This is a genomic window from Micromonospora sp. GCM10011542 (genome assembly GCF_042650685.1).
GTDB lineage: Bacteria > Actinomycetota > Actinomycetes > Mycobacteriales > Micromonosporaceae > Micromonospora.
In genome coordinates this window covers 1-18,957 of the sequence record NZ_JBHSBO010000043.1, presented here as the reverse complement: position 1 = coordinate 18,957, position 18,957 = coordinate 1, and the positions used below count along the sequence as shown (strand labels likewise).

Genomic DNA, 18,957 nt, shown 5'->3' with positions numbered 1-18,957 from the left:
CCGAAGCCAACACCAGCCCTACGACATTTCCCAACCCCGACCAACCCGGCCAACGTTTGTGGTCAGAGCACTAGCCGCATCGTGGCGTAGGTGTCCTCGCCCTCGGCGAACAGCTTCGTCCCCGTGCCGAGCGTGAGTGGATGAATTGACAGCGTGTAGACATCGACCAAGCCGGCCTTGGCGAGCGACCGCACCAGTTCGCCGCTGCCAAGCACGACGAGGTCGCCCTCGACGTCGCGCTTAAGCGCGGCCACGGCATCAGCCGCGTTGCCCTTCAGCAGCGACGAGTTCTCCCACGGCAGTGGCCCGGCCAGAGTGCGCGAGGCGCCGCAGCGGCGGGATAGGGCTGTGCGTCCACGGCGGCTGGTGGAGAAACAGCGCGGTGCATAAGAAGTGGCCCCGGCTACCCAGTCATGGGCGGCCGGGGCCATCTTGTCGTCAGGCCGCGAAGCGGGCCTTCCAACGGCGCGCCAGGAGCACCGCGCCAAGGCCAAGGACCAGGGAGCCCAGGCCGATACCAGCGAGGGTCGCACCGCTGGCACCCGTGACCGGGAGACCGCCGCCAGCGCCAGGCGCAGGAACGGGAGGTGCCGGCGTGTACGTGGCGGTCGCTGTGGGCTTCGGCGTGGGCTTCGGGGGCTTCGTGGGCTTCAGCGGGTTGGACTCGCAGCCGATACCCGGCGTGCCCTGGTTGCCGTCCAGACCCCATGGGTCGTTCTTCACGTCGACCAGGGTGACGCGGTACTTCACGTCGGAGCAGTTGACCTTGCCGGGCGGGTTCGGGAAGTCGGCGCACAGGTTCTGCTTCGTGCCGGTGTAGAGGTACGCCTCGCAGTCGCGCGGCTCCGGCGGGCCGGGCACCCGAGCCCGGAAGTTGACCAGTTCGTCACCGATCTGCAAGTCGCTCACCACCACGGTGCCGGCGGTGCCGTTGTCGTACACGACGCCGGCCTCCTTGATCGTCCCGGGCGTCGCGACGGTAAAGGAGACATCGCCGTCCTCACCGCACTGCGTGTTGCCACCGATGAGCTGATCCCAGGAGTTGGTGTTGACGCCGTTCAAGACCAGGTAGACCCGGGGAGCGCCAGCGCTGCACGTCGCGCCGTCGGCCAGCTCGTAGTGGAACGTGACAGGAGTGGCTGCCGCGATCTCCATGTTGAGATTCGCGGTCTCGACGGACGTGTTGGCCCCCTTGAGCGTGACCTCGTTCTTGCCGGTGATGGCGGACGCCCCGTTGGCCGTCCACACCGGGTCGCCGGGCTTGGCCTGAGCGGGGGCGCTCAGCATCAGGGTGCTGAGTGTCAGTGCGCCGAGTGCGCCACCGATCATCTTGAGCGTGCGCAATTGATCTCCCTCGTTGGCGGATGGTGCGGCCGGGCTGAACGGGGGCAGACGCTAGCCGCGCCACACGCAAGGGTCAATCAGGCAGAAGCGGCCCTTGACCAGCGGAAATGCCACCAGGCATCGCCTGCCGATGACGGAGGGGCCCAAAAGCCTTACGGGGCAACACCTTTGCCGCAACCTAGGCGACCTTTAGGAAAGACTCACCCGAGACATGTCCGTGTTTACAGATAGCGAAACGACCCTGGCTATTCACCGATGGGCGGTCGCGGTCGCGGTCATTTTCGTTTGATCGGTCGGGGCGCGGCGGAGGCATTGCACGATGGCTGACTCGACACCGCAACCCCCCGCCGCGCTGGCCCGGCCGCAACTTGGCTGCACGTCCGGCATGGAACCTGCCGACCCAGCCTCTTCGGCCGCAGCCGCAGCGCTCCGGCGAGCGGTGGCCGTACCTCATTTTCGGCGGAGCCACCTTGCTGCTCGGGGCCCTCGCCACGCTGGTTGTCGTCCTGGCCAGATGAACCCGTCCGAGGTGCGGCAGCACGACCCTGTAACGCGGCACGCGCGCTCGTATTCATTACGCCCCAAGGGGTTGAGCGTGTCAGCGTGGCGCGCTACGGCCTGGCGGCTGGCACGACGTCGGTGCCGCCGACAGGGGTGGGAACACCCCACACTGCCCAGGCTGGCGTTGCCGACGACTGCCCCGGTGCGGATCGAGTTTAGGAACGGCGGTGTTGCGTTTGGGGGACCGGCGGACATGTTGAACCTGTGTCGGGTCGGCGGTCAAGTCGCTTGGGGCGAGTTCGGTAACGTCGGCGGCGCGGGCCTGATCCGGGGTTTCCGTCCCCGGCACGGGGGAAGCCAGCGGCATGGCCGAGACCTTCGCGGATCAGGACCTCAAGACCCTGCGGTCGATCGCGCGCGGTGCGGGGATACCGGATACGGACCGGATGCCGCACGACGAGCTGGTCGAGATGTTGCGCCGGGCCGGACTGGCCGAGCCGACTGGCCGGCCGGTCGACACCAACCTGGCCGAGCAGGGCGGCGCACCGACCTCGGGCACGTACCGCGCTGAGGGCGTCGGACGCCGCGAGTCGGCCGGCGGGTCGGGCGCGCAGACGGCCGCCGCCGTCGACCAGCCGACGCAGGATCCGGCCGGGTTGTCCGGCCTGCCCCGCAGCAGTCTGGACCTGGGTGACGAGAGCACTGGCGGTCGGGCCGCCGAGGAGGCGGTCGGCGCCCGGCGGGGCGAGTCGGTGATCGACGACCGCGCCCAGGACGCGCGGGGCGTGCAGGGTGAAAACCAGGACCCGGCAGCAGGCGGTCAGCCTTCCCGGTAGGCGGGCAGCCCGAGCGCGGCGCGGACCCTGCCGGCCTCCTTGGCTCCGCTGTGCGCCGCTGCTGCGCGGATCTCCCGCATCAGCGCATCGGCGTCCGCCGCTTCGCCGGCTCGCCGCCAATGCCGCAACGCGACGTCGTTCTCCTTGAGAAGTGCGCCCATTGGCGCCCGGACCTCTGCCGGCCAGACCGTCTCGCGCAGCTCAACCGCGTGTGCCGCGTTCGTCCGGGCCACGTCGGCGGCCAGCGTACGGACCGTCCGCCACGGCTTCCCGGCGTTGACCGCGTCCTCCAGCTCTTCCAACACGGTGTTGTACGGGGCCACGATCGCCAGGTAGCGGCTCTTCGCCTCAGCAGCCGTCAGCGCGGCCGGGGTGGTCGGCGCGGCGCTTTGCCAAACCGGCGCTGGAGCTTGCGAGTCGACCTGTTCGCCTGTGCCGCACCCGGCGAGCAGCACGGTCAGGGTCAGGACGGCCGGCCAGCGACGCACGGAAGCTTCCCAACTGTCGAGTCTCGAGACACCGGGATTCTAGGGGCACACCTGCCGGCCGAGTAACCAGCGACGGCGGCGCCACCGGCGGGAAGTGGATTGCCCGCACAGGAGGCGCCGCGGTGGGTGCCTCGCCGGTGTGGGCCTCTGACTGGAACAGCCCGGGCGGAGCATTCGCTTCGGCCGGGCTGTTTGGCTGTGGGAGCTGTCGCTGCTGCTGGTGCTCCGCTGCCAGATTCCACTCCGGCCACGATATCGGCCGTTGGTAGGCGGGAACGTCCGGCCAGCGCAGGGTTCTGATGGAGCGCCCTCCCGGGCACGCGCGGCGCGGGCCGGCTTGCGCAACCATCGCCTCGTCGGTGCGGGTGGACCGCACCGACGAGGCGATGATCAATGAAAGAGCGTCACCTGTTGGCGATCGTGATCGTCGCCGTGCGGTAGTTGTCGCGCTTGTCGCTCTTCGTCGGGTCGTAGTTCTTTTCGATGTTGCCGGCGCTGTCGACGGAGAACCAACGGAACGTGGTGGTCTCGGTCACGTGGAACACCTGCCCCGGCTCCCGGAACTCGGTCGCCGCGTAGCGGGGCGACTCGAGCGTGGGCCGGCTACCGTCTGTCGTGTAGTAAATGGTGGCCGGCTCGTTGGTCTCGAAGCGCACGTCGACCGGCCCGGAGTATTGCCCCGTGCCGGGGACCAGCTCGGACGTCGGGTTCTGGTTGTCCCTGCCCCAGTCTGCCGCTACCCGGAACATTTCCATGATCCCGTTGGCGTACTCCATGGTCTCCGCGTGCCCGCTGACGAGGTCGGGATTGCCCACCCAGTCCGGCTGGAAGGAGCCGCCCTGCCAGTTGCCGGTGGCCGGGTTGTAGACGGAGCCGCCGACCTCCCAGCCGAAGGCGTAGATCCCGTAGGTGTGGTACAGATCCTCGCGCACGTTGCCGGCCGAGGAGTACAGGACGTCGGACGAGCCGCCGACGTTCTCCGGCGTGACGACGGTCTCCCGGTGCGCCTTGACCTGCGACAGGATCCGGGCGGCCGACTGCCAGTAGAACGCCTCGTCACCCAGCGGCGGGCGCGGCGTGGTGATCCGGCCGTCCGCGATGTAGGCGCCCGGCTGCCAGAACAGCTGGCCGCCGTTGGAGTGCACCGACATCATGAACTTGATGTTCGAGTACTTCTCAACCAACCAGATGATGTTCTGTGACTCTGGCTCGGACAGCTCCTCCGGCCCCTGGAAGGTGTCGCTGACGCAACTGGTCGACGCGCCCGCGTAGCCGTCGTGACCCGACCCGACCCGGTAGTTCCGGTTCAGGTCGACGCCCCAGGAGTTGCGCCGACCCGGATCGGCGTTCGCGTCCGGGCAGTGGTTCGTCATGTTCCGCCGCTGTGAGGCGAAGTTGTAGAAGCTGTAGTTCGCCCCGTCGGGGTTGTTGGAGAGGATGAAGAAGACGTCGGTGTTGTCGACGATGTCCTTCGTCTCCCGATCGGTCCTGTAGTTGTGCACCAGACGCTCGGCAGCCTCCAGGCTGGTCGTCGCCGGCACCCACTCGCGGGCGTGGTCCTGCGCCTGGATCAGGACACCGGGCTTCTTGCCGTCGCGGTGCTTGCCGATCCGCAGGACGGGGATCGTTGCCGGGCCGCGCGGCACTTCGCCCTCCGGTGCGCCGGCGCGCTTCTGGTCGAGGAAATCGGTCAGCGCGACCGGGCCGGACGTGGGCGCCACGACGCCGGTACCCGCGTTGGTGCGGTACGGGTGCGCCCGGTCGATGAGGCCCTGGGACTGGGTCTTGAGTGCCGCCGCCACCTGGGCCGCCGTGCTCGCGAGGGCGCCGGAGGCGTCCTTCGCGAGAAGGACGCGGACTGCCTTGCCCGCGACCTCCACCGCTAGCGGAAGGTTCGCTCCCGGCCGGTCCACGAACTCGACGGTGATGTCGTTGCCACCTTCGTGGCCCCACGCCGCCGAGCTGACGACGACCGCCGACTGCCCCGTACCGCCGATCGTGGCCTGCGCCTTGCGCTGGTAGCCGTTGGTCTGGTTCGGCAGGTCGATGATCTCGGCGATGTCCGGGTACTGACGGGCGATCTCCTCGGCGCGGCTGTAGAGCTGCTGCGGGTGCCGGTAGCCGTCCACGAAGTCCGACTTGTAGGACGGGTCTGCCGTCAGGGGCGGCGCGGCGTCCTCGAGCCAGTTGGAGACGTAGCCGGTGGTGACGCCGCCGGTGGAGCTGGTGACCCGGATCTGGTTCGGGCGTGCGTCGAGCTTGAACAGGTTCCGGTGGAACATGTACTGGCCGGAGTCGACGAACCGGCTCATCGTCCGGGCGAAGCCGAACGAGGTGCCCTTGCCCGAGTCGTTCTCGAGCTGCATCCCGACGATCGGGTCGGCCTGCTGGCCATCGGTGGTCCGCGCCTCGACGTAGAGGAAGCCCTGGCCCTTTGTGGTGAACCAGTCGGCGCGGGCGATGCGTACGGTCGCCTCGTGGTTCGACGGCTGGACCGCCCGGGCGCTGGCGGCGCCGAGGCCACCGTCGGCCTCGTTGCTCCAGGCAAAGCCGGCGTCGTCGCGGAGGATCTCGACGCCCAGCACCTTCAGCTCGGCGACCTGCTCGGCGGTCACCACCGCCTCACCTTCGATGCCGGTCGGCACGCGCTTGAGGCCGTGTTCGAGGTCGAACCCGGCGGCGACCACCTTGTCCAGCATGTCGGCGCCGGTCAGCCTGATGTGCACGAGCTGTACAGGCTCTCGATCCTCGAGCTGGGATCGCCCGGAGCCGGCCGATGCGGTCGACGCCGTGAGATCCGCGCTCGCGGGTCCGTTCGCGACGAGGACGCTGCCCACCAGTGCGGGCAGCGCGAGAAGCGCGATGCGCCGTTGTATGCGTCGCATTGTCCCCTCCTTCTGCTTGCGAGATGTGGTTGAGGTCGCCGACCCTCGGCGCGTCGTGTCCCCATTCAGGACGGTCCCGCTGAGCGCGCGCTGAGCCCAGGGGTACGACGATGGCTGCCGTTGCGAGAAGGATCGGAGGGGCCGTGAGCGAGCTGGGTCCGGTGAGCCTATGTGCGTTTTCGGAGGCGGCGGTTCGCGTCGATCGAATTTGAGCATTACTTGAGGCGAGCGGACGAGCAGGTCCTTCCAGCAGGCCCGGCGGCTCGGTCTGCGCCGGTAGTCGGCTGCGAGGCGGGTGGTGGCGGATGAGTGGCCACCGATGCTCACCAGGGCCGGTGGCGGTAGTGATCCAGGCCCACAGATGGTCGCGGGGTTCTCCGCCCCCGGGGCGGTGCGCTGCCCTGCGTCGCCGACGTGGCGGAGGCATGGCGAGGCAACGCTGTACGACGTTTCCGCCAGTGCGGTCGACGACCTGCTCGACCTGCTTCTGGTGATCAGCGGAAGTCTGGCCCGCCGGCACCGCCACGACCGAGACCATCCTCAGCCCGATCGCCGGCTACTCGATCGCCGCGTACGGGTGGTTCAGATCCGATTCCTCTTTACTCCCGAGCCGGCGCTGCGCCCGCTCGGTGATCTCGCCGGACCTTGCCCATCATCGATCTGGCCCGGCCGAAGGCCCCCACACCGAAACGACTGGCGACACCTACGCCCTCCGCCCCGGTCTCCAGAACCTTGTCCTTCACCTCGGTTCCAGTGTCGAGGACCTTGTCGCGCACCTCGGTCCCCGTTTCGAGGACTTTGTCCCGCCTTTCCACGGCCGCGTCCAGCCACCGCGACCGTCGCAGACGCAGCAGGACGCGGCGGATTGGAAGGCCCGAGGCATGGACAATCCGCTGCTGACCGCGCACGATAGACCGGTGCCGCTCCAGGAGGGATTTCGAGGGCAGCGGTTGGCCTCGGTGCCCCGTCCGCTCGTCGCCGAGGCGCTGCGGCGCCCGATCACCGGGCGCCTTCTCGTCACCGACGCCGGATACTACCCGGACGCCGCCGACCACCGGATGCAACGCCCTCGGGGCACGCCCGAGGTGTTGCTGATCGTGTGTGCCTCCGGCTCGGGCTGGGCGCGCGTCGGGTCGGGCGTGCATCGGATCGGGGCTTGGCAGGCGCTGGTCATCCCCCGTGGCATCCCGCACGAGTACGGTGCCGACGAGCGCGATCCCTGGACGATCTGGTGGGCGCATCTGATGGGGTCGGACGTGTCGAAGCTCGCCGACTGCATGGAGGCCACGATTGAGCGGCCCGTGGTGCCGGTGCGGGCCATCGGTCGGGCGGTGGCGCTGCTAGACGAGATCGTCACCTGCCTCGAGCGCGACCAGTCACCCATCCGCCTGCTGGGCGCGGCGGGGACCGCGTGGAAGCTGCTGACGCAGATCAGCGTCGACCGACTGCTTCCCGAGCCGGGGGACCCGCTGCAGCGCGCAATGAGCTACCTGGCCGAGCGGCTCGACGCCCAGGTGAAGGTGCCCGAGCTGGCGCGGCTGGTGGGGGTCTCACCGTCGCATCTGAGCACCCTGTTCCGCAGGGCGACCGGAGGCGGGGTGTTGGCTCACCACACGGCGCTGCGGATGGCCAGGGCACGGCAACTGCTCGACACGACCGGTGCGACGGTCACCGAGATCGCGTCCGAGATCGGCTTCGACGACGCCTTCTACTTCTCGCGGGTCTTTCGCAAGCACCACGGGATGAGCCCGAGCGGTTTCCGCCGCCGCTATGCCGGCTACGAGGTCGCCGACACCGCCTTCGAGGTGTGACCGCACCTGCTCTGTGGGATTGCGAGCGGGGGTCCGGTGCGGCCGGGGTTCGTCCGGATACCGGCGTGGCATCCGGACGAACCACCCAACCCCGGTCGTCGACGGGGTCCGGCGCAGCCCGACAGTGGTTCAGCCCTTCAAGCCGCTGCTGGCGATGCCGGAGAAGAACTGCCGCTGGAGCGCCAGGAAGATGAGGATGAGCGGCAGCGACGCGACGAGAGCGCCGGCCATGAGGGTCGGGTAGTCGGTTCCGAACTGGCCCTGGAGTCCGGCCAGGCCGACGGTGATCGGGCGCTTGTCGCCGCGCGGGGTCACGATGAGCGGCCAGAGCAGGTCGTTCCAGGAGTAGAGCGATGTGAGGACGGCCAGCGCCGCCATGGTCGGGCGGGCCATGGGGAGCATGATGTACCAGAACGTCCGCAGGGGTCCGGCACCGTCGAGTCGGGCGGCCTCTTCGAACCCGGCGGGGATCGACATGAACGCCTGCCGCATCAGGAAGATCCCGAAGGCCGAGAACATGCCCGGGATCGCCAGGGCGGGAACGGTGTCGAGCATCCCGAGGTCCCTGATGATCTCGAACTGCCCGATGAGGAACAGCTGACTGGGCACCATGAGCATGGCGATGAACAGCCCGAACAGGAGCTTGCGTCCGGGGAACCGGAGCCGGGCGAATGCGTAGCCGGCAAGCGCCGAGACGGCGAGCTGCCCGGCCACGCGCAGTACGAGCGCCGACACCGAGACGGTGAGCTGCGCCCAGAACGGTACCGAGCCGAAGAACGTGGCGAAGGCGCCGGTGGTCGCGTCCTCGGGCAGAAGCGTCGGCGGCATCTGGGAGGCTTCGCGGTTGGACTTGAAGACGGTGAGCAGCTGCCAGACGAACGGCGCCACCATGACGACTGCCGAGACGGCGAGAACGACGTGGATGACCCACTCGCCGTGGCGCGAGGCCTTGGATCCGGCTGCTGCGCGCTCCAGTCGCGTGCTTCGCAGGAGTTGATCAGTCATAGAACACCCACCGACGTTGCAGGCGGAACTGGACGAGGGTCGCTGCCATGATCACCATGAGCAGCACGATCGCGATCGCCGCACCGTAGCCCTGGTCGAACTCCACGAAGGCCTTCTCGTAGAAGAGGTAGACGATGGTCTTCGAGTCGGCGAGCGCGGTGTTGTTGACGCTGCGGAGCATCACGAAGATCAGGTCGAACATCTGCAGCGCGGAGATCACGGTCAGCACGGTCACCAGAAACACGCTCGGCGACAGCAGCGGCAGGGTGATCCGGAAGAACTGGCGGACCCGTCCCGCCCCGTCGAGCGCGGAGGCCTCGTAGAGATCCTGCGGGATCGACTGGAGTCCAGCTCCGAGGATGATGAGGTTGATCCCGAGGCTCATCCAGATGCCGACGGCACCGACCGCGTAGATCGTGAAGGTCGCATCGGCGACCCAGTACTGCCCAGGGACGCCGACCAGGGACAGGACGTAGTTCAGCAGGCCGAAGTCGCCGTTGTAGATGAAGCGCCACACCATGCTGACCGCGACCGGCAGCGTCACGACCGGCAGAAAGAACAGGACCCGGTAGAAGGCGCGGCCGCGGCCGACCTGCTCGATGAGCGCGGCGAGCACGATCGCGGCGGGGACGCCGAGCAGCAGGATCGCGGTGTAGAGCGCGGAGTTGCGCAGCGCCTGCCAGAAGCGGCCGTCGCCGAGCAGCTCGGTGTAGTTGTCGACTCCGGTGAACGTCCCGGGCCCGAAGGCCGGAACGTCCATGAAGCTCTTGCCGAAAGTGGTGAGGAACGGCCAGACGTACAGGGCGACGAGGCCGATGAGCGCCGGGGCGATCATCAGGTAGCCCCATCCGGGTGAGGGCAGCAGCCCTCCCCTGCGGCGGCGCGTGCGCTGCCGCAGGGGAGGGCTGGTGAGATCGGTGGTCACTGCGCAAGGACCTCGTTGATGGCTGTGTTGTAGGCCTTGGCGGCGTCGGCAGGGCTCTGCTTGCCTTCCCACGCCGGGGCGAGGTACTGAGTTTCGAGGCCGGTCCACTTGGCGGCGTCACCGGCGATCGGCAGCGGCACGGAGTAGTCGACGGCGTCGACGAAGACCTTGAGGTTGAACTCGGGCATCGCGTCGAGCCAGCCCTGCTGGGTGCCCTGATACGCGGGCAGCACCGCGCCGCTCTTGGCCTGGATGACAGCCGCGTCCTTACCGCTGGCGAAGATGAGGAATTCGGCGAGTTCCTTGGGGTGCTTGGTGCCGGCGTATCCGGCGTTGAGGATGCCGCTGATCATCGTGGCCCGCTGCTTCGCCTTCGGCAGCGGCGCGACGCCGACGTGGGGCCGTAGCGCCTGGTCACCGTAGAGGCGCTGGGCCCAGAAGGAGCCGGAGAAGTACATGGCGACCTTCTGGTCCATGAACATCTGCACCGCCTCGGTGTCCGAGAGCTGCTTGAGCGTCGGCGAGAAGCCGTCGGCCTGCATCTGGGCCCAGAACTGCAGACCGGAGATGGCCTCCGGGCTGTCGATGGCGGCCTTGCCGTCGTCGCCGATCACCTTGCCGCCAGCCTGGTAGATGCTGTTGTAGTAGCCGCCCTGGCGGTCGATCGGGGCGGCGATGCCCCACACGCCGGCGGCGGGGTTGGTCAGTTTGCGGGCGGCCGCACGCGCGTCGTCCCAGGTCCAGCTGTCGTCCGGGTAGGCAACGCCTGCCTTGTCGAAGAGGGCCTTGTTGAACCAGATCCCGTTCGTGTCGAAGTCCTTCGGCAGGCCGAGAAGCTTGCCGTCGACGTCGTACAGGTCCAGGACGGCCTTCGGGTACGCGGCCAGGTCGACGCCCGCCGTCTTGACCGCGCTGGTGATGTCGAGCAACTGGTTGCCCTTGGCGTAGGCGGGGAACTGGTCGGCGAGCATCCAGAACGCGTCGGGTGCGGTGCGTCCCGCGGCGCCGACCTGCAGGGTGGACCAGTATTCGGGCCACGGCAGGACCTGCACCTGGACATCGATGTTGGGGTGCTTGTCCTCGAAGGCCTTGGCGATCGCCTCCATGGCCGGCTTCTGGTCGTCACTCCAGGTCGCGTAGCTCAAGGTGACCTTGCCGTCTTTCCCGCCGCTGCCGCTGCAGCCGGTCGCGGCGAGCGCGGCCAGCACGGCCGCGGCCGCGATCCATCTCTTGCCGTATCGCATGGTTTCTCCTTGGTGGGTGGCCGAGCTTCAGTGCTCGGCCGGGGTGGTGGCGGTGTCGTGGTGGAGGTGGAGGCGGCCCGATGCCCAGTCGACATGGGCCGGCTCCGGGTGGTGGGGCAGGGTGTCCGCGCGCAGGCTCAGCGTGGCGGCGCCGGGGATGCCGACGTCGATGTCGCGCGGAGGTTCGCCTGAGCGGACGTCGGTGCTGAACAGCTCGACCCCGTCGGCGTGCACGCTCATGCGGGCGGCGGTGCCGGGGGTTTCGTCGTCGACACCGATGCGGGCGGTGAAGCGGTCGACCGAACCGCCCAGGTAGAGCTCGATCCGCGACGGCGTGGACGCGCCGAGCCCGTCGTGGAACTCCGTGCCCGCGATACTCATGCGGCGGCCGTCGCCCGGGTTGCCGCCACCGTTGCTCTGGTCGCGTTCGATCGGGCCGCTCTCGTTGTCGAACGCGACCATGGTCAGCGCCGACAGGCGATGGGACCCGGGCGTCAGGGGTCGGAACAGGCGGGCGTGCGCCACCACCGGGATGCCGTCCTCGCCCGGCGTCTCGACCGTGACCACGCCGGCCCGACCGGGTGCCAGGGCGGGGGGCGCACAGACTTTCCAGAAGTCACCGTCGAGGTGTTCCGCCGACCAGCCGGGCGGTAGCCGCAGGCGCCCGTCGGTCCGCAGGACGGCCGCGCCGTCCGGGCCGAGCAGTTGGACAGGCGGGTCCACCCGCGGGGCGGCCTGCTCGGGCCGCTCGACGGCTCGGTGCAGCCGGGCGCCGCGGGCGGCGACGACGGCGACGAAGCCGCCGTTGTCCGCCACCTCGACGACCAGCTTGTCGTCGACGGGACGCCGGTGGGAGGCCAGGCCGCCCTCGGCGCCGTCGCCGACGATCCACACGTCGGCCGGCCCGAGCGCCAGCCGGTCGAGCGGGACGGTGAGACGGCGCGCCGGCCCGGTGGCGATGCCGCCGATGAACCAGCGGTCGCCGGATCGGCGGGCGACGACGGCCTCGTGGTCGGGGTCACCGGCGAGCAGCATCGTCTCGTCCCACACCGGCGCGAGTTCCGCGAGGAACCGCGCGGCGTCCGGCCTGGCGAGGTAGGCGTCGACGTCGTCAGCGAAGTGGGTGATGCCGCACTCGAACGCGACGCTGAGCGCCAGCTCGTGGCCGTCGCTCGTGGTCCGCCCCGGCGCGCCGAACGCGACCGGCGTGTAGTCCATTGCCCCGACCACGTTGCGGGTGAACGGCTGGATCACGTTGTGCGCGGCGGTCAGGGGCGTCCCCTGGTAGAAGACGTAGTACTCACTGCCGCGAATAGCTTCGTAGCCGATGACCTGCGGCCAGGTTCGCGCCCAACCGCGCGGGATGACCGAGCCGTGGAAGTTCACATGCAGACCGAGCCGGGCCGTCTCGGTGAGGATCGTGTCGTACCAGCGGTAGCGTTCCTTCGACTCGGATTCCATGAAGTCGACCTTGATGCCGGCGACTCCCCAGGACCGCCACAGGGCGAGCTTCGCCAGGTTCTGCGGCCCGTCGAGGTCGTGCCAGACCGCCCACAGGTGCACCTGGATGCCGCGGCGGCTCGCGTAGGCCACGATCTCGGGTACCCACGTCTCGTCCCAGCCGCAGTCGATGAGCAGGTGCTCCCAGCCGAGGCGCGCGGCGACGTCGACGAAGTGCCGCTGCCGGTGCAGCTGAGCACCGGAGTAGAAGTCCGACCACCACGACCACGCGGCGCGCCCCGGACGCACCCACCGCGCGTCGGCCGACGGGTCGGGTGCGGGCGCCAACTCGTCGACGAAGCGGCTCTCGACGATCGCGGCAAGGTCGCCGATCATGAACACCCGCCAGGGGGTCACGGGACCGCGCGTGATCTCGACCGACTCGTCGGCCAGCGTGAACCGCGCCTCGCCCCCATCGCGGATCTCGGCGTGGGCGCCGCTGAAACGGCCGTCGATCGCCGCCTCGGTGAGCAGGAGATGCACCCCGGCCCGGGGCGAACGGACGAGAAGCGGGAACCCGTAGGCGCCGGGTGACAACTCGGCGACGTCGGTGCCGAAGCGTGGCGTCTCGTACCAGGTCTGGTATACCAGCGCCCACACCCGGGCGTCGGGTTCGAAGGTGAGCCGGGTGCGGTCGGCGTCGAGGCGGCCGTGGCCCTCCAAGCGGGCGAGCACGTAGCGGACGGCCACCCCGTCCACGCTGGCCCTGACATGGATCTGCCATTCGAGGCCACTCGCGTGGCGCAGTTCGTGGATCGTCTCGAGGTGCGCGTACCGGTGGGTTCCCGTCGCCTTGCCGGACCGGGCGGTCCACTCGTCGGTGATTTCGCGCTCGCGGGAGCGCAGGAGGACCGAACCGACGTCCAGGTCGACGCCGCCGACGCGGATGCCCAGCCGGACCCCGTCGAGGACGGTTCGTCCGTCGCGTCGCACACGCAGGACGACGCCGTCCGCTCGCGTCTTCACCTCGGGCTCGACGCGCTCGGGCAGCGCCGTCGGGCCGATCTCGTTGACCACATCGTCTCCGTGCCGTGGGGGCCGAGCGGGCGGATCCCCAGCACGGCGGGTTCCGACGCTAGGTTGGCGGCAGCCCGCCGGCAAGGTTCATTCGAACGCGAAGCCTGGACGATTCGCTTCTGTCTGAGAGAGCCGTGCCGCAGCGAGACACCGCCCATAGCCCCCTCGAAAGGGACGATCGGCGCACGACGATGATCCGGTCGACGCACGTCGTCCGACGAGGTTCCGCTGAGGCGGCCGGGCCGTGTCGGTGGCATCGCACGGTGCGCACCGTTGACCGGTCAGGTCGGGCAGCGCGCTTCCGCAGGTGCCCACGCCGAGCCCGTGTGGACGGACATCGTGGCCACTCGGCCTGACGGCGCCCGACCAGAATTCACGCCACACCAGGCGCGACCTGCCGATTCTCGGGGTCGCTGCTACTTCTCAGTGTTGCAACCAGCCCACCGTGAAGCGGTCAACGTGCCGTCGACGCGGCGCGGCACGTAGACGAGTGACCAGGTCCACTCGCCGCCATGGGATCGACGACAGATCATGTGCTACGGTAACCGAGTTGCAGTTTTGATTTCCTTAGACGTTTTCCGGCGCCTGATGGGGCATCTGAAACCCATCCAGGCGCTTTTCGTTTTTCGTGTCGTTTCGACGCGGGTGATCAACGCGGCGGCGTAAGGGTCCGCAGAGTGCGGTCTCTAACAGCCTGCGAAGGAGCAGACATGACTACAGGTACCGTGAAGTGGTTCAACGCCGACAAGGGCTTCGGCTTCATCAGCCCGGACGACGGCGGCGCCGACGTCTTCGCCCACTTCTCTGCAATCTCGGCGAGCGGCTTCCGCAGCCTCGACGAGAACCAGAAGGTGGAGTTCGACATCACCCAGGGCCAGAAGGGCCCGCAGGCGGAGAACATCCGCCCGCTCTGATCCACACTGCGAACGGCGGCCCGACTGGTTCAGCGGGCCGCCGTTCGGCGTTTCATGCGCTCACCACGGCATCGCGAAAATCGTCTGAGGTAGAAGGCCGGCCACTCCGGTGTGGAGCCAGCTCAGCATTGCCCCCGTGTTCTCCTCTATGGATCAATTCGGACCTCGGGCGCTAGTCTGACCGGGCCGACTGCCAGACAGCCGGGACCGGGTGCGCGGCGTTACATCCTGAAGGGTTGATGACTATGACGACGACCTACTCGGGTCCTGCGAGGCTGATCCTGGTCGACGGCGCATGCATATCCGGCATGGCTACCCTCAGTACCAACCAGCGCGGAGGACTCAACGGCTGGGGCGGCACGTTCCGTCCGGACGAGATCACGACAGACCTTCGCAATGCAGTCGAGGGGCTGCAATTGGAACTGCCCTACGATCGGACGGGGACAGTCGCCGTCACCGGCATACGCAAGCTACTCGCCACGCAGGTGTTGATGTCGTTGGCGGGCCGCGGCCCCGCACCATTCTGATCGTGCGCCGCACGGCCGCCGCTCCAACGCCACCGCGACGCGGTCACCCTGCAAACCCGTTGCGAGTGGCCGGCATCGGATGTCTGGTTGATCGGCCACCAATCACGGGAGGGACCATGACGCGCATGTCGCTGCCCGCCCCCACGTTGCACACCGCTCGCCTTCGACTGCGCCGTTCGGCGACGCGGATGCGGACGACCTCTTCGCGCTGCACAGCAGCGCCTACGTGCTGCGCTACTGGGACGCTCCGCCGTGGAGCGATCGCGTGCGTGCCGAGCGGTTCATCACGGCTTGCCGGCAGATGGCAGAGGCAGGCACCGGGGCGCGGCCGGCCGTGGATCGTGGCTGCGACCGGGCGTTCATCGGCTGGTGCAGTCTGACCCGGTGGAATCCGGACTACCGCAGCGCGGCGCTGGGCTACTGCTTCGTCGATGCGGCATGGGGCCAGGGCTACGCGACGGAGGCCGCGCGCGCTCTGCTGCGGTGGGCATTCGACACGCTGGACCTGAATCGAGTCCAGGCGGAGACCGATACGCGCAACGTGGCATCCGCTCGCGTGCTGGAGAAGCTCGGATTCGTGCGTGAAGGGACGTTGCGAGAGGACTGCGTCGTGAACGGCGAGGTCTCTGACTCCTGGGTGTACGGGCTGATCAGGCGGGAGTGGCGGCCGTCGTCCGAGCCGGTGCCCGCCCGCTAAAGCTCTGCTCCCTCGCGACGTCGCACGTCCAATGGACCGCGCTCTGTGTCGCGCTCGCTGTGGCTGCCGTGGGCGGACCCATCGTGGCGTTGACCGTCAACCTGAGCGCAGCATCGCTGGTGACCTCCGCCGCAACCCTCTCCGAACACGCCGCCGATCGGGCGCTACGGAGCGAGATCGGGTGCCCGGGCGGCAGGTGTAACGGCCGTGCCGAGGATGGTGCGTCAGGCAGTCTGGCAAGCACGGCTGGGCGGGTGACGGGGGGTCTAGTCCGTTCCCCCTCCGCCACCGCCAGTATCGAAGTTCGCAGCGTCTCCATAGGCAGCGTTCTCCGCGATGGCGGCGGAGTGCCGGTCGGGAACGCCTCGGCCCCGCTGGAAGATATCGCGACCAGAGCGCGGCGAGTCACGACGTATGGATCGCATGGCGGCTCGCGCGGCAGCCGCCTTTTCCTCGACGCTCTGTGGCCGACGACGTCTGCGCTTGAAGATCAGGACCGTCATGCCCGTTGCGAGCCCGATGCCAGCGAGCAAGAGATACCACTGCATGTCATCACGGTAGGACAGGCCCGCATCTGGACGGCGTACCCGCGCATGCCGCTCCGGGTGGGCTGGCGCTCATCGTCGGCGGTGACGCACTGTGATGTATGAGTACCTCTCCATGCGCTACGACCGAGCCCGCAAGAGACCTCGAACGCCACCGCAACTGCATCCTCGCCGCCTACATGGCCGCTGGGACATAGCCAGCGCTCGCGGCTTTGCCGATGAAAGGTCATCCAGGATTCAGCGCTCACGGATATCGCTGGCGTGGCAGGTCGCGATGCCGGCTCCTCCGTCACCTGACGACAAGTGCGCCCGGCCCATCTTCAGATAATCAGGTCCTTGGACGAAGAACAAGACTTGATCTTGTGACACGCTGGTTCCACGCTGTGACACATGAAATGGGACCCCGTCACCACGCTCCAACGCGCCCTGTGGATCGGAGGCGGCCAGTGGGCCGGTAAATCCACTGTCGCCGGCATTCTCGCTGACCGATACGGCCTCACCCATTACCACTACGACTATCACGACGCTCGCGGCCATGATGATCGGCGAACAGCACAGCGGGTCCGTCGCGGCGAGTCCCCAATCGAACCGGACTGGGAGGCAGTCTGGATCCAAGCAACACCAGAGGAAATGGCCGATCGGGTCATCGCCAACTTCGCGGACCGATTCCAGTGGGTGCAAGACGACCTGCGTGCCCTCGTCTCCCCTCGGCCCATCCTCGCTGAGGGCTGGGGGCTACGCCCAGAACTGGTCGCGCCGGTCGCCGGCTCCATCGGCCGGATGGTGGTCATGATCGCGACCGAGGAGTTCCGGCAACGCCAGGTCGCCCGGCTGCCCCGTGCAGGCACCATCGGGCACCAGGTCAGCGACCCGCAACTCGCTCAACGCAACCGCGTCGAGCGAGATCGGTTGATCTCCGCAGACGCGGTCCGCAACGCGCACCGCTTGGGGGTCCCCGTCATCGAGGTCGACGGCTCCCGTGACGCCGAAGCCGTGGCCGACCTGGTGGCCGAGCACTTCGCGCCGTTCCTGCCCGAGCAGCCCTGAACGTATGAACGGCCGTCGGGCGGTCAGCCGGCGTAGCGGGGTTCGCTGATCCGGCGGCGGAACTCCGCGTGAGCGGTCCGGAAGACGTCGTTGAGCCGCTCGAGCTCGGACTCGGTCGGTTCTCGCCGCAACCCGACCTCGATCTTGAAGTCGCCGTCCACGATCGCCACGTCCAGACGGTCGAGCAGGTCTGCGGGAACCCTTGTGATGACGAACTCGCGGAACGCGTCGGCGACCGTGCCCGCCATGTCGCCGCAGCCGCAGGTGCGGCCGTCCAGGACCGCACCGAGGTGGCTGCGGCCGATGATCGCGTCCCGATCTACGGGATCCATGACGCTCAGGCCCTCCTCCAGGACCGTGCGGGCCTCCGGCAGCCGTTCCTCGTGCTGCAGGAACAGGCCGAGTGCGATGCAGGCCCGCCCGACCATGTCATGGTCGGTGCTGCGGCGCGCCTGGTTCACCGCCTCGGTCAGCCGTTGCTCCGCCAGGCCCACCTGGCCGGCCTCCTTCAGCGCGAGACCCCAGTTGCGTTGCACCTGACTCCGTAGCTCCGGACGACCGATGCGCTGCGCCCTCGCGTCCGCCGCGGCGTACGTGCGCAGCGCCGCCTGGGTATCGCCGGCCTCATCCTGGGCCATCGCCAAGCCGAGCGCCGCCATCAACGCCTCCTCCTGCCGGCCCTGGCGATCGTAGGACGCGAGCACGCGCTCGATGGCCTCGATTCGCCCCGCCTGGTCACCGAGATCGCGGCCGAGGTTCGCCAGCGCGGACAGGGCGTTGAGCGTCGCCTGGTGGTCAACGCCGAGCCGCTCCTCCAAAGCCGCGACCAGGGAGGTGAGCAGGGGCTTGGATGCCCGATCGTCGTGGTCCAGCAGCTGGATCACGACCCGCCCGACCTGCTCGACGACCTCGTCCGGCAGTTGGTGCAGGCCCACGAAGAGCGGCTCGCCGGTTCCACCTGCCTGCACGATCGCCGCTCGCAGCGCCAACGCGGAAGCCACCTGCTCGTGCCCGTTGCGCCACAGGTTGGCAACCGCCTCCTCGACGACCTGCCGGGCACCTGCCACGTCGCCACGTTGCCGCAGCAGGTCCGCCAGCGGTTCGAGGCCGAACGCGTACCCGGCATGCTCGCGACCGTAGAAGGCGAGCCGCTCCTGGACGCCCTGGCGCAACTCCGTCTCGGCCTCGTCGAGTCGTCCGGCCATGCGCAGCGCCAAGCCCAGATTGAGCCGGTAGGTCAACTGGTCCTTGCGGGACTCGTGGTCGTGTGGCACCGCGGAAACGGCGCGGCCGAAGCACTCGATCGCGCGGTCGAGTTGGTCGGCGTTGAGCAGCACGTTGCCGAGGTCGCACTGGGCCGAGGCCCATTGCGGGCTGCCGTGACCATGCTTGTTCGCGACGGCCTGCAGCTCGCGCGTCATGAGGTTCTCGGCGTCGCCCAAGCGGCCCTCCCGCAACAGCGCGAAGGCCAACTCGACCGGAGTGAGGGGTGTCGTCACGATCCGCAAGCTTAGGGCCGCCTACTGACGTTCGCGCACCCCCGGGGTGACCTCGCACGAGGCCCCGCCCCGGCGCCATCAACCGACCATGATCACGAACTTCCGGAACTGCCGATGTGTGGACGTTCAGTGTCATGAAGCGCCGGCAGCGCGCTACTGGGCCCGAGACCGC

General features: G+C 68.7%; 14 protein-coding genes and 1 pseudogene. 6 read left to right on the top strand and 9 right to left on the bottom strand.

What is annotated here, in order from left to right; genetic code table 11:
• Nucleotides 1-62 precede the first annotated feature (62 nt).
• Together ACFOW4_RS16250 and ACFOW4_RS16245 are read right to left on the bottom strand one after the other, a co-directional pair.
• Entirely contained in the window at nt 63-431 is a 369-nt protein-coding gene (locus tag ACFOW4_RS16250; RefSeq protein WP_377528486.1) for a dihydrofolate reductase family protein, read from the bottom strand.
• A gap of 7 nt (nt 432-438) precedes the next feature.
• Nucleotides 439-1,344, bottom strand: coding sequence for a hypothetical protein (locus ACFOW4_RS16245; protein WP_377528484.1), 906 nt, complete (start codon nt 1,342-1,344; stop codon nt 439-441).
• Nucleotides 1,345-2,210: 866 nt separating this feature from the next.
• Between ACFOW4_RS16245 and ACFOW4_RS16240 the strand changes: the two are divergent.
• Nucleotides 2,211-2,618 (top strand): annotated as a pseudogene (locus tag ACFOW4_RS16240) (hypothetical protein); the annotation flags it as partial.
• Nucleotides 2,619-2,665: 47 nt separating this feature from the next.
• Here the strand turns inward: ACFOW4_RS16240 and ACFOW4_RS16235 are convergent.
• Together ACFOW4_RS16235 and ACFOW4_RS16230 are read right to left on the bottom strand one after the other, a co-directional pair.
• Nucleotides 2,666-3,169 carry a hypothetical protein gene (locus ACFOW4_RS16235; RefSeq protein WP_377528482.1) on the bottom strand — a complete coding sequence of 168 codons (504 nt, stop codon included), beginning with the start codon at nt 3,167-3,169 and terminating at the stop codon, nt 2,666-2,668.
• 404 nt (nt 3,170-3,573) lie between these two features.
• Nucleotides 3,574-5,895 (bottom strand): M14 family metallopeptidase, encoded by a 2,322-nt coding sequence (locus tag ACFOW4_RS16230; protein WP_377528480.1) that lies wholly within the window; start codon nt 5,893-5,895, stop codon nt 3,574-3,576.
• 788 nt (nt 5,896-6,683) lie between these two features.
• On the opposite strand from ACFOW4_RS16230, the gene ACFOW4_RS16225 reads away from it, so the two are divergent.
• A complete protein-coding gene (locus ACFOW4_RS16225) occupies nt 6,684-7,865 on the top strand; it encodes a helix-turn-helix domain-containing protein (RefSeq protein WP_377528478.1) in 1,182 nt (393 codons plus the stop codon).
• A gap of 129 nt (nt 7,866-7,994) precedes the next feature.
• Here ACFOW4_RS16225 and ACFOW4_RS16220 read toward each other — a convergent pair whose 3' ends face one another.
• The 4 genes from ACFOW4_RS16220 to ACFOW4_RS16205 form a co-directional block, all read right to left on the bottom strand.
• Nucleotides 7,995-8,756 (bottom strand): carbohydrate ABC transporter permease, encoded by a 762-nt coding sequence (locus tag ACFOW4_RS16220; protein WP_377528476.1) that lies wholly within the window; start codon nt 8,754-8,756, stop codon nt 7,995-7,997.
• A 106-nt stretch (nt 8,757-8,862) separates the two neighbouring features.
• On the bottom strand, nt 8,863-9,795 hold the full coding sequence (locus ACFOW4_RS16215; RefSeq protein ID WP_377528474.1) for a carbohydrate ABC transporter permease: 933 nt from the start codon (nt 9,793-9,795) through the stop codon (nt 8,863-8,865).
• Nucleotides 9,792-11,003, bottom strand: coding sequence for an ABC transporter substrate-binding protein (locus tag ACFOW4_RS16210; protein WP_377528472.1), 1,212 nt, complete (start codon nt 11,001-11,003; stop codon nt 9,792-9,794). The genes ACFOW4_RS16215 and ACFOW4_RS16210 overlap by 4 nt, the downstream gene beginning before the upstream one ends.
• A 63-nt stretch (nt 11,004-11,066) precedes the next feature.
• Nucleotides 11,067-13,556, bottom strand: coding sequence for a glycoside hydrolase family 97 catalytic domain-containing protein (locus tag ACFOW4_RS16205; protein WP_377528470.1), 2,490 nt, complete (start codon nt 13,554-13,556; stop codon nt 11,067-11,069).
• A gap of 710 nt (nt 13,557-14,266) precedes the next feature.
• Between ACFOW4_RS16205 and ACFOW4_RS16200 the strand changes: the two genes are divergently transcribed.
• The 4 genes from ACFOW4_RS16200 to ACFOW4_RS16185 all read left to right on the top strand — a co-directional run bounded on the left by ACFOW4_RS16200 (nt 14,267) and on the right by ACFOW4_RS16185 (nt 17,286).
• Nucleotides 14,267-14,470 carry a cold-shock protein gene (locus ACFOW4_RS16200; protein ID WP_013283833.1) on the top strand — a complete coding sequence of 68 codons (204 nt, stop codon included), beginning with the start codon at nt 14,267-14,269 and terminating at the stop codon, nt 14,468-14,470.
• 245 nt (nt 14,471-14,715) lie between these two features.
• On the top strand, nt 14,716-14,997 hold the full coding sequence (locus ACFOW4_RS16195; protein WP_377528467.1) for a hypothetical protein: 282 nt from the start codon (nt 14,716-14,718) through the stop codon (nt 14,995-14,997).
• 226 nt (nt 14,998-15,223) lie between these two features.
• Complete coding sequence (locus ACFOW4_RS16190; protein WP_377528465.1) at nt 15,224-15,694, top strand: GNAT family N-acetyltransferase; 471 nt, start codon at nt 15,224-15,226, stop codon at nt 15,692-15,694.
• 935 nt (nt 15,695-16,629) lie between these two features.
• Entirely contained in the window at nt 16,630-17,286 is a 657-nt protein-coding gene (locus ACFOW4_RS16185; RefSeq protein ID WP_377528463.1) for a hypothetical protein, read from the top strand.
• Between the two features lie 23 nt (nt 17,287-17,309).
• Here the strand turns inward: ACFOW4_RS16185 and ACFOW4_RS16180 are convergent, their stop codons facing one another.
• Entirely contained in the window at nt 17,310-18,785 is a 1,476-nt protein-coding gene (locus ACFOW4_RS16180) for a tetratricopeptide repeat protein (protein ID WP_377528461.1), read from the bottom strand.
• Nucleotides 18,786-18,957 lie beyond the last annotated feature (172 nt).

Coding starts and splice junctions, on each gene's coding strand:
- ACFOW4_RS16250 (WP_377528486.1), bottom strand. CDS start 431: ATGGCCCCGGCCGCCCATGACTGGGTAGCCGGGGCCACTTCTTATGCA.
- ACFOW4_RS16185 (WP_377528463.1), top strand. CDS start 16,630: ATGAAATGGGACCCCGTCACCACGCTCCAACGCGCCCTGTGGATCGGA.
- ACFOW4_RS16195 (WP_377528467.1), top strand. CDS start 14,716: ATGACGACGACCTACTCGGGTCCTGCGAGGCTGATCCTGGTCGACGGC.
- ACFOW4_RS16200 (WP_013283833.1), top strand. CDS start 14,267: ATGACTACAGGTACCGTGAAGTGGTTCAACGCCGACAAGGGCTTCGGC.
- ACFOW4_RS16220 (WP_377528476.1), bottom strand. CDS start 8,756: ATGGTGGCGCCGTTCGTCTGGCAGCTGCTCACCGTCTTCAAGTCCAAC.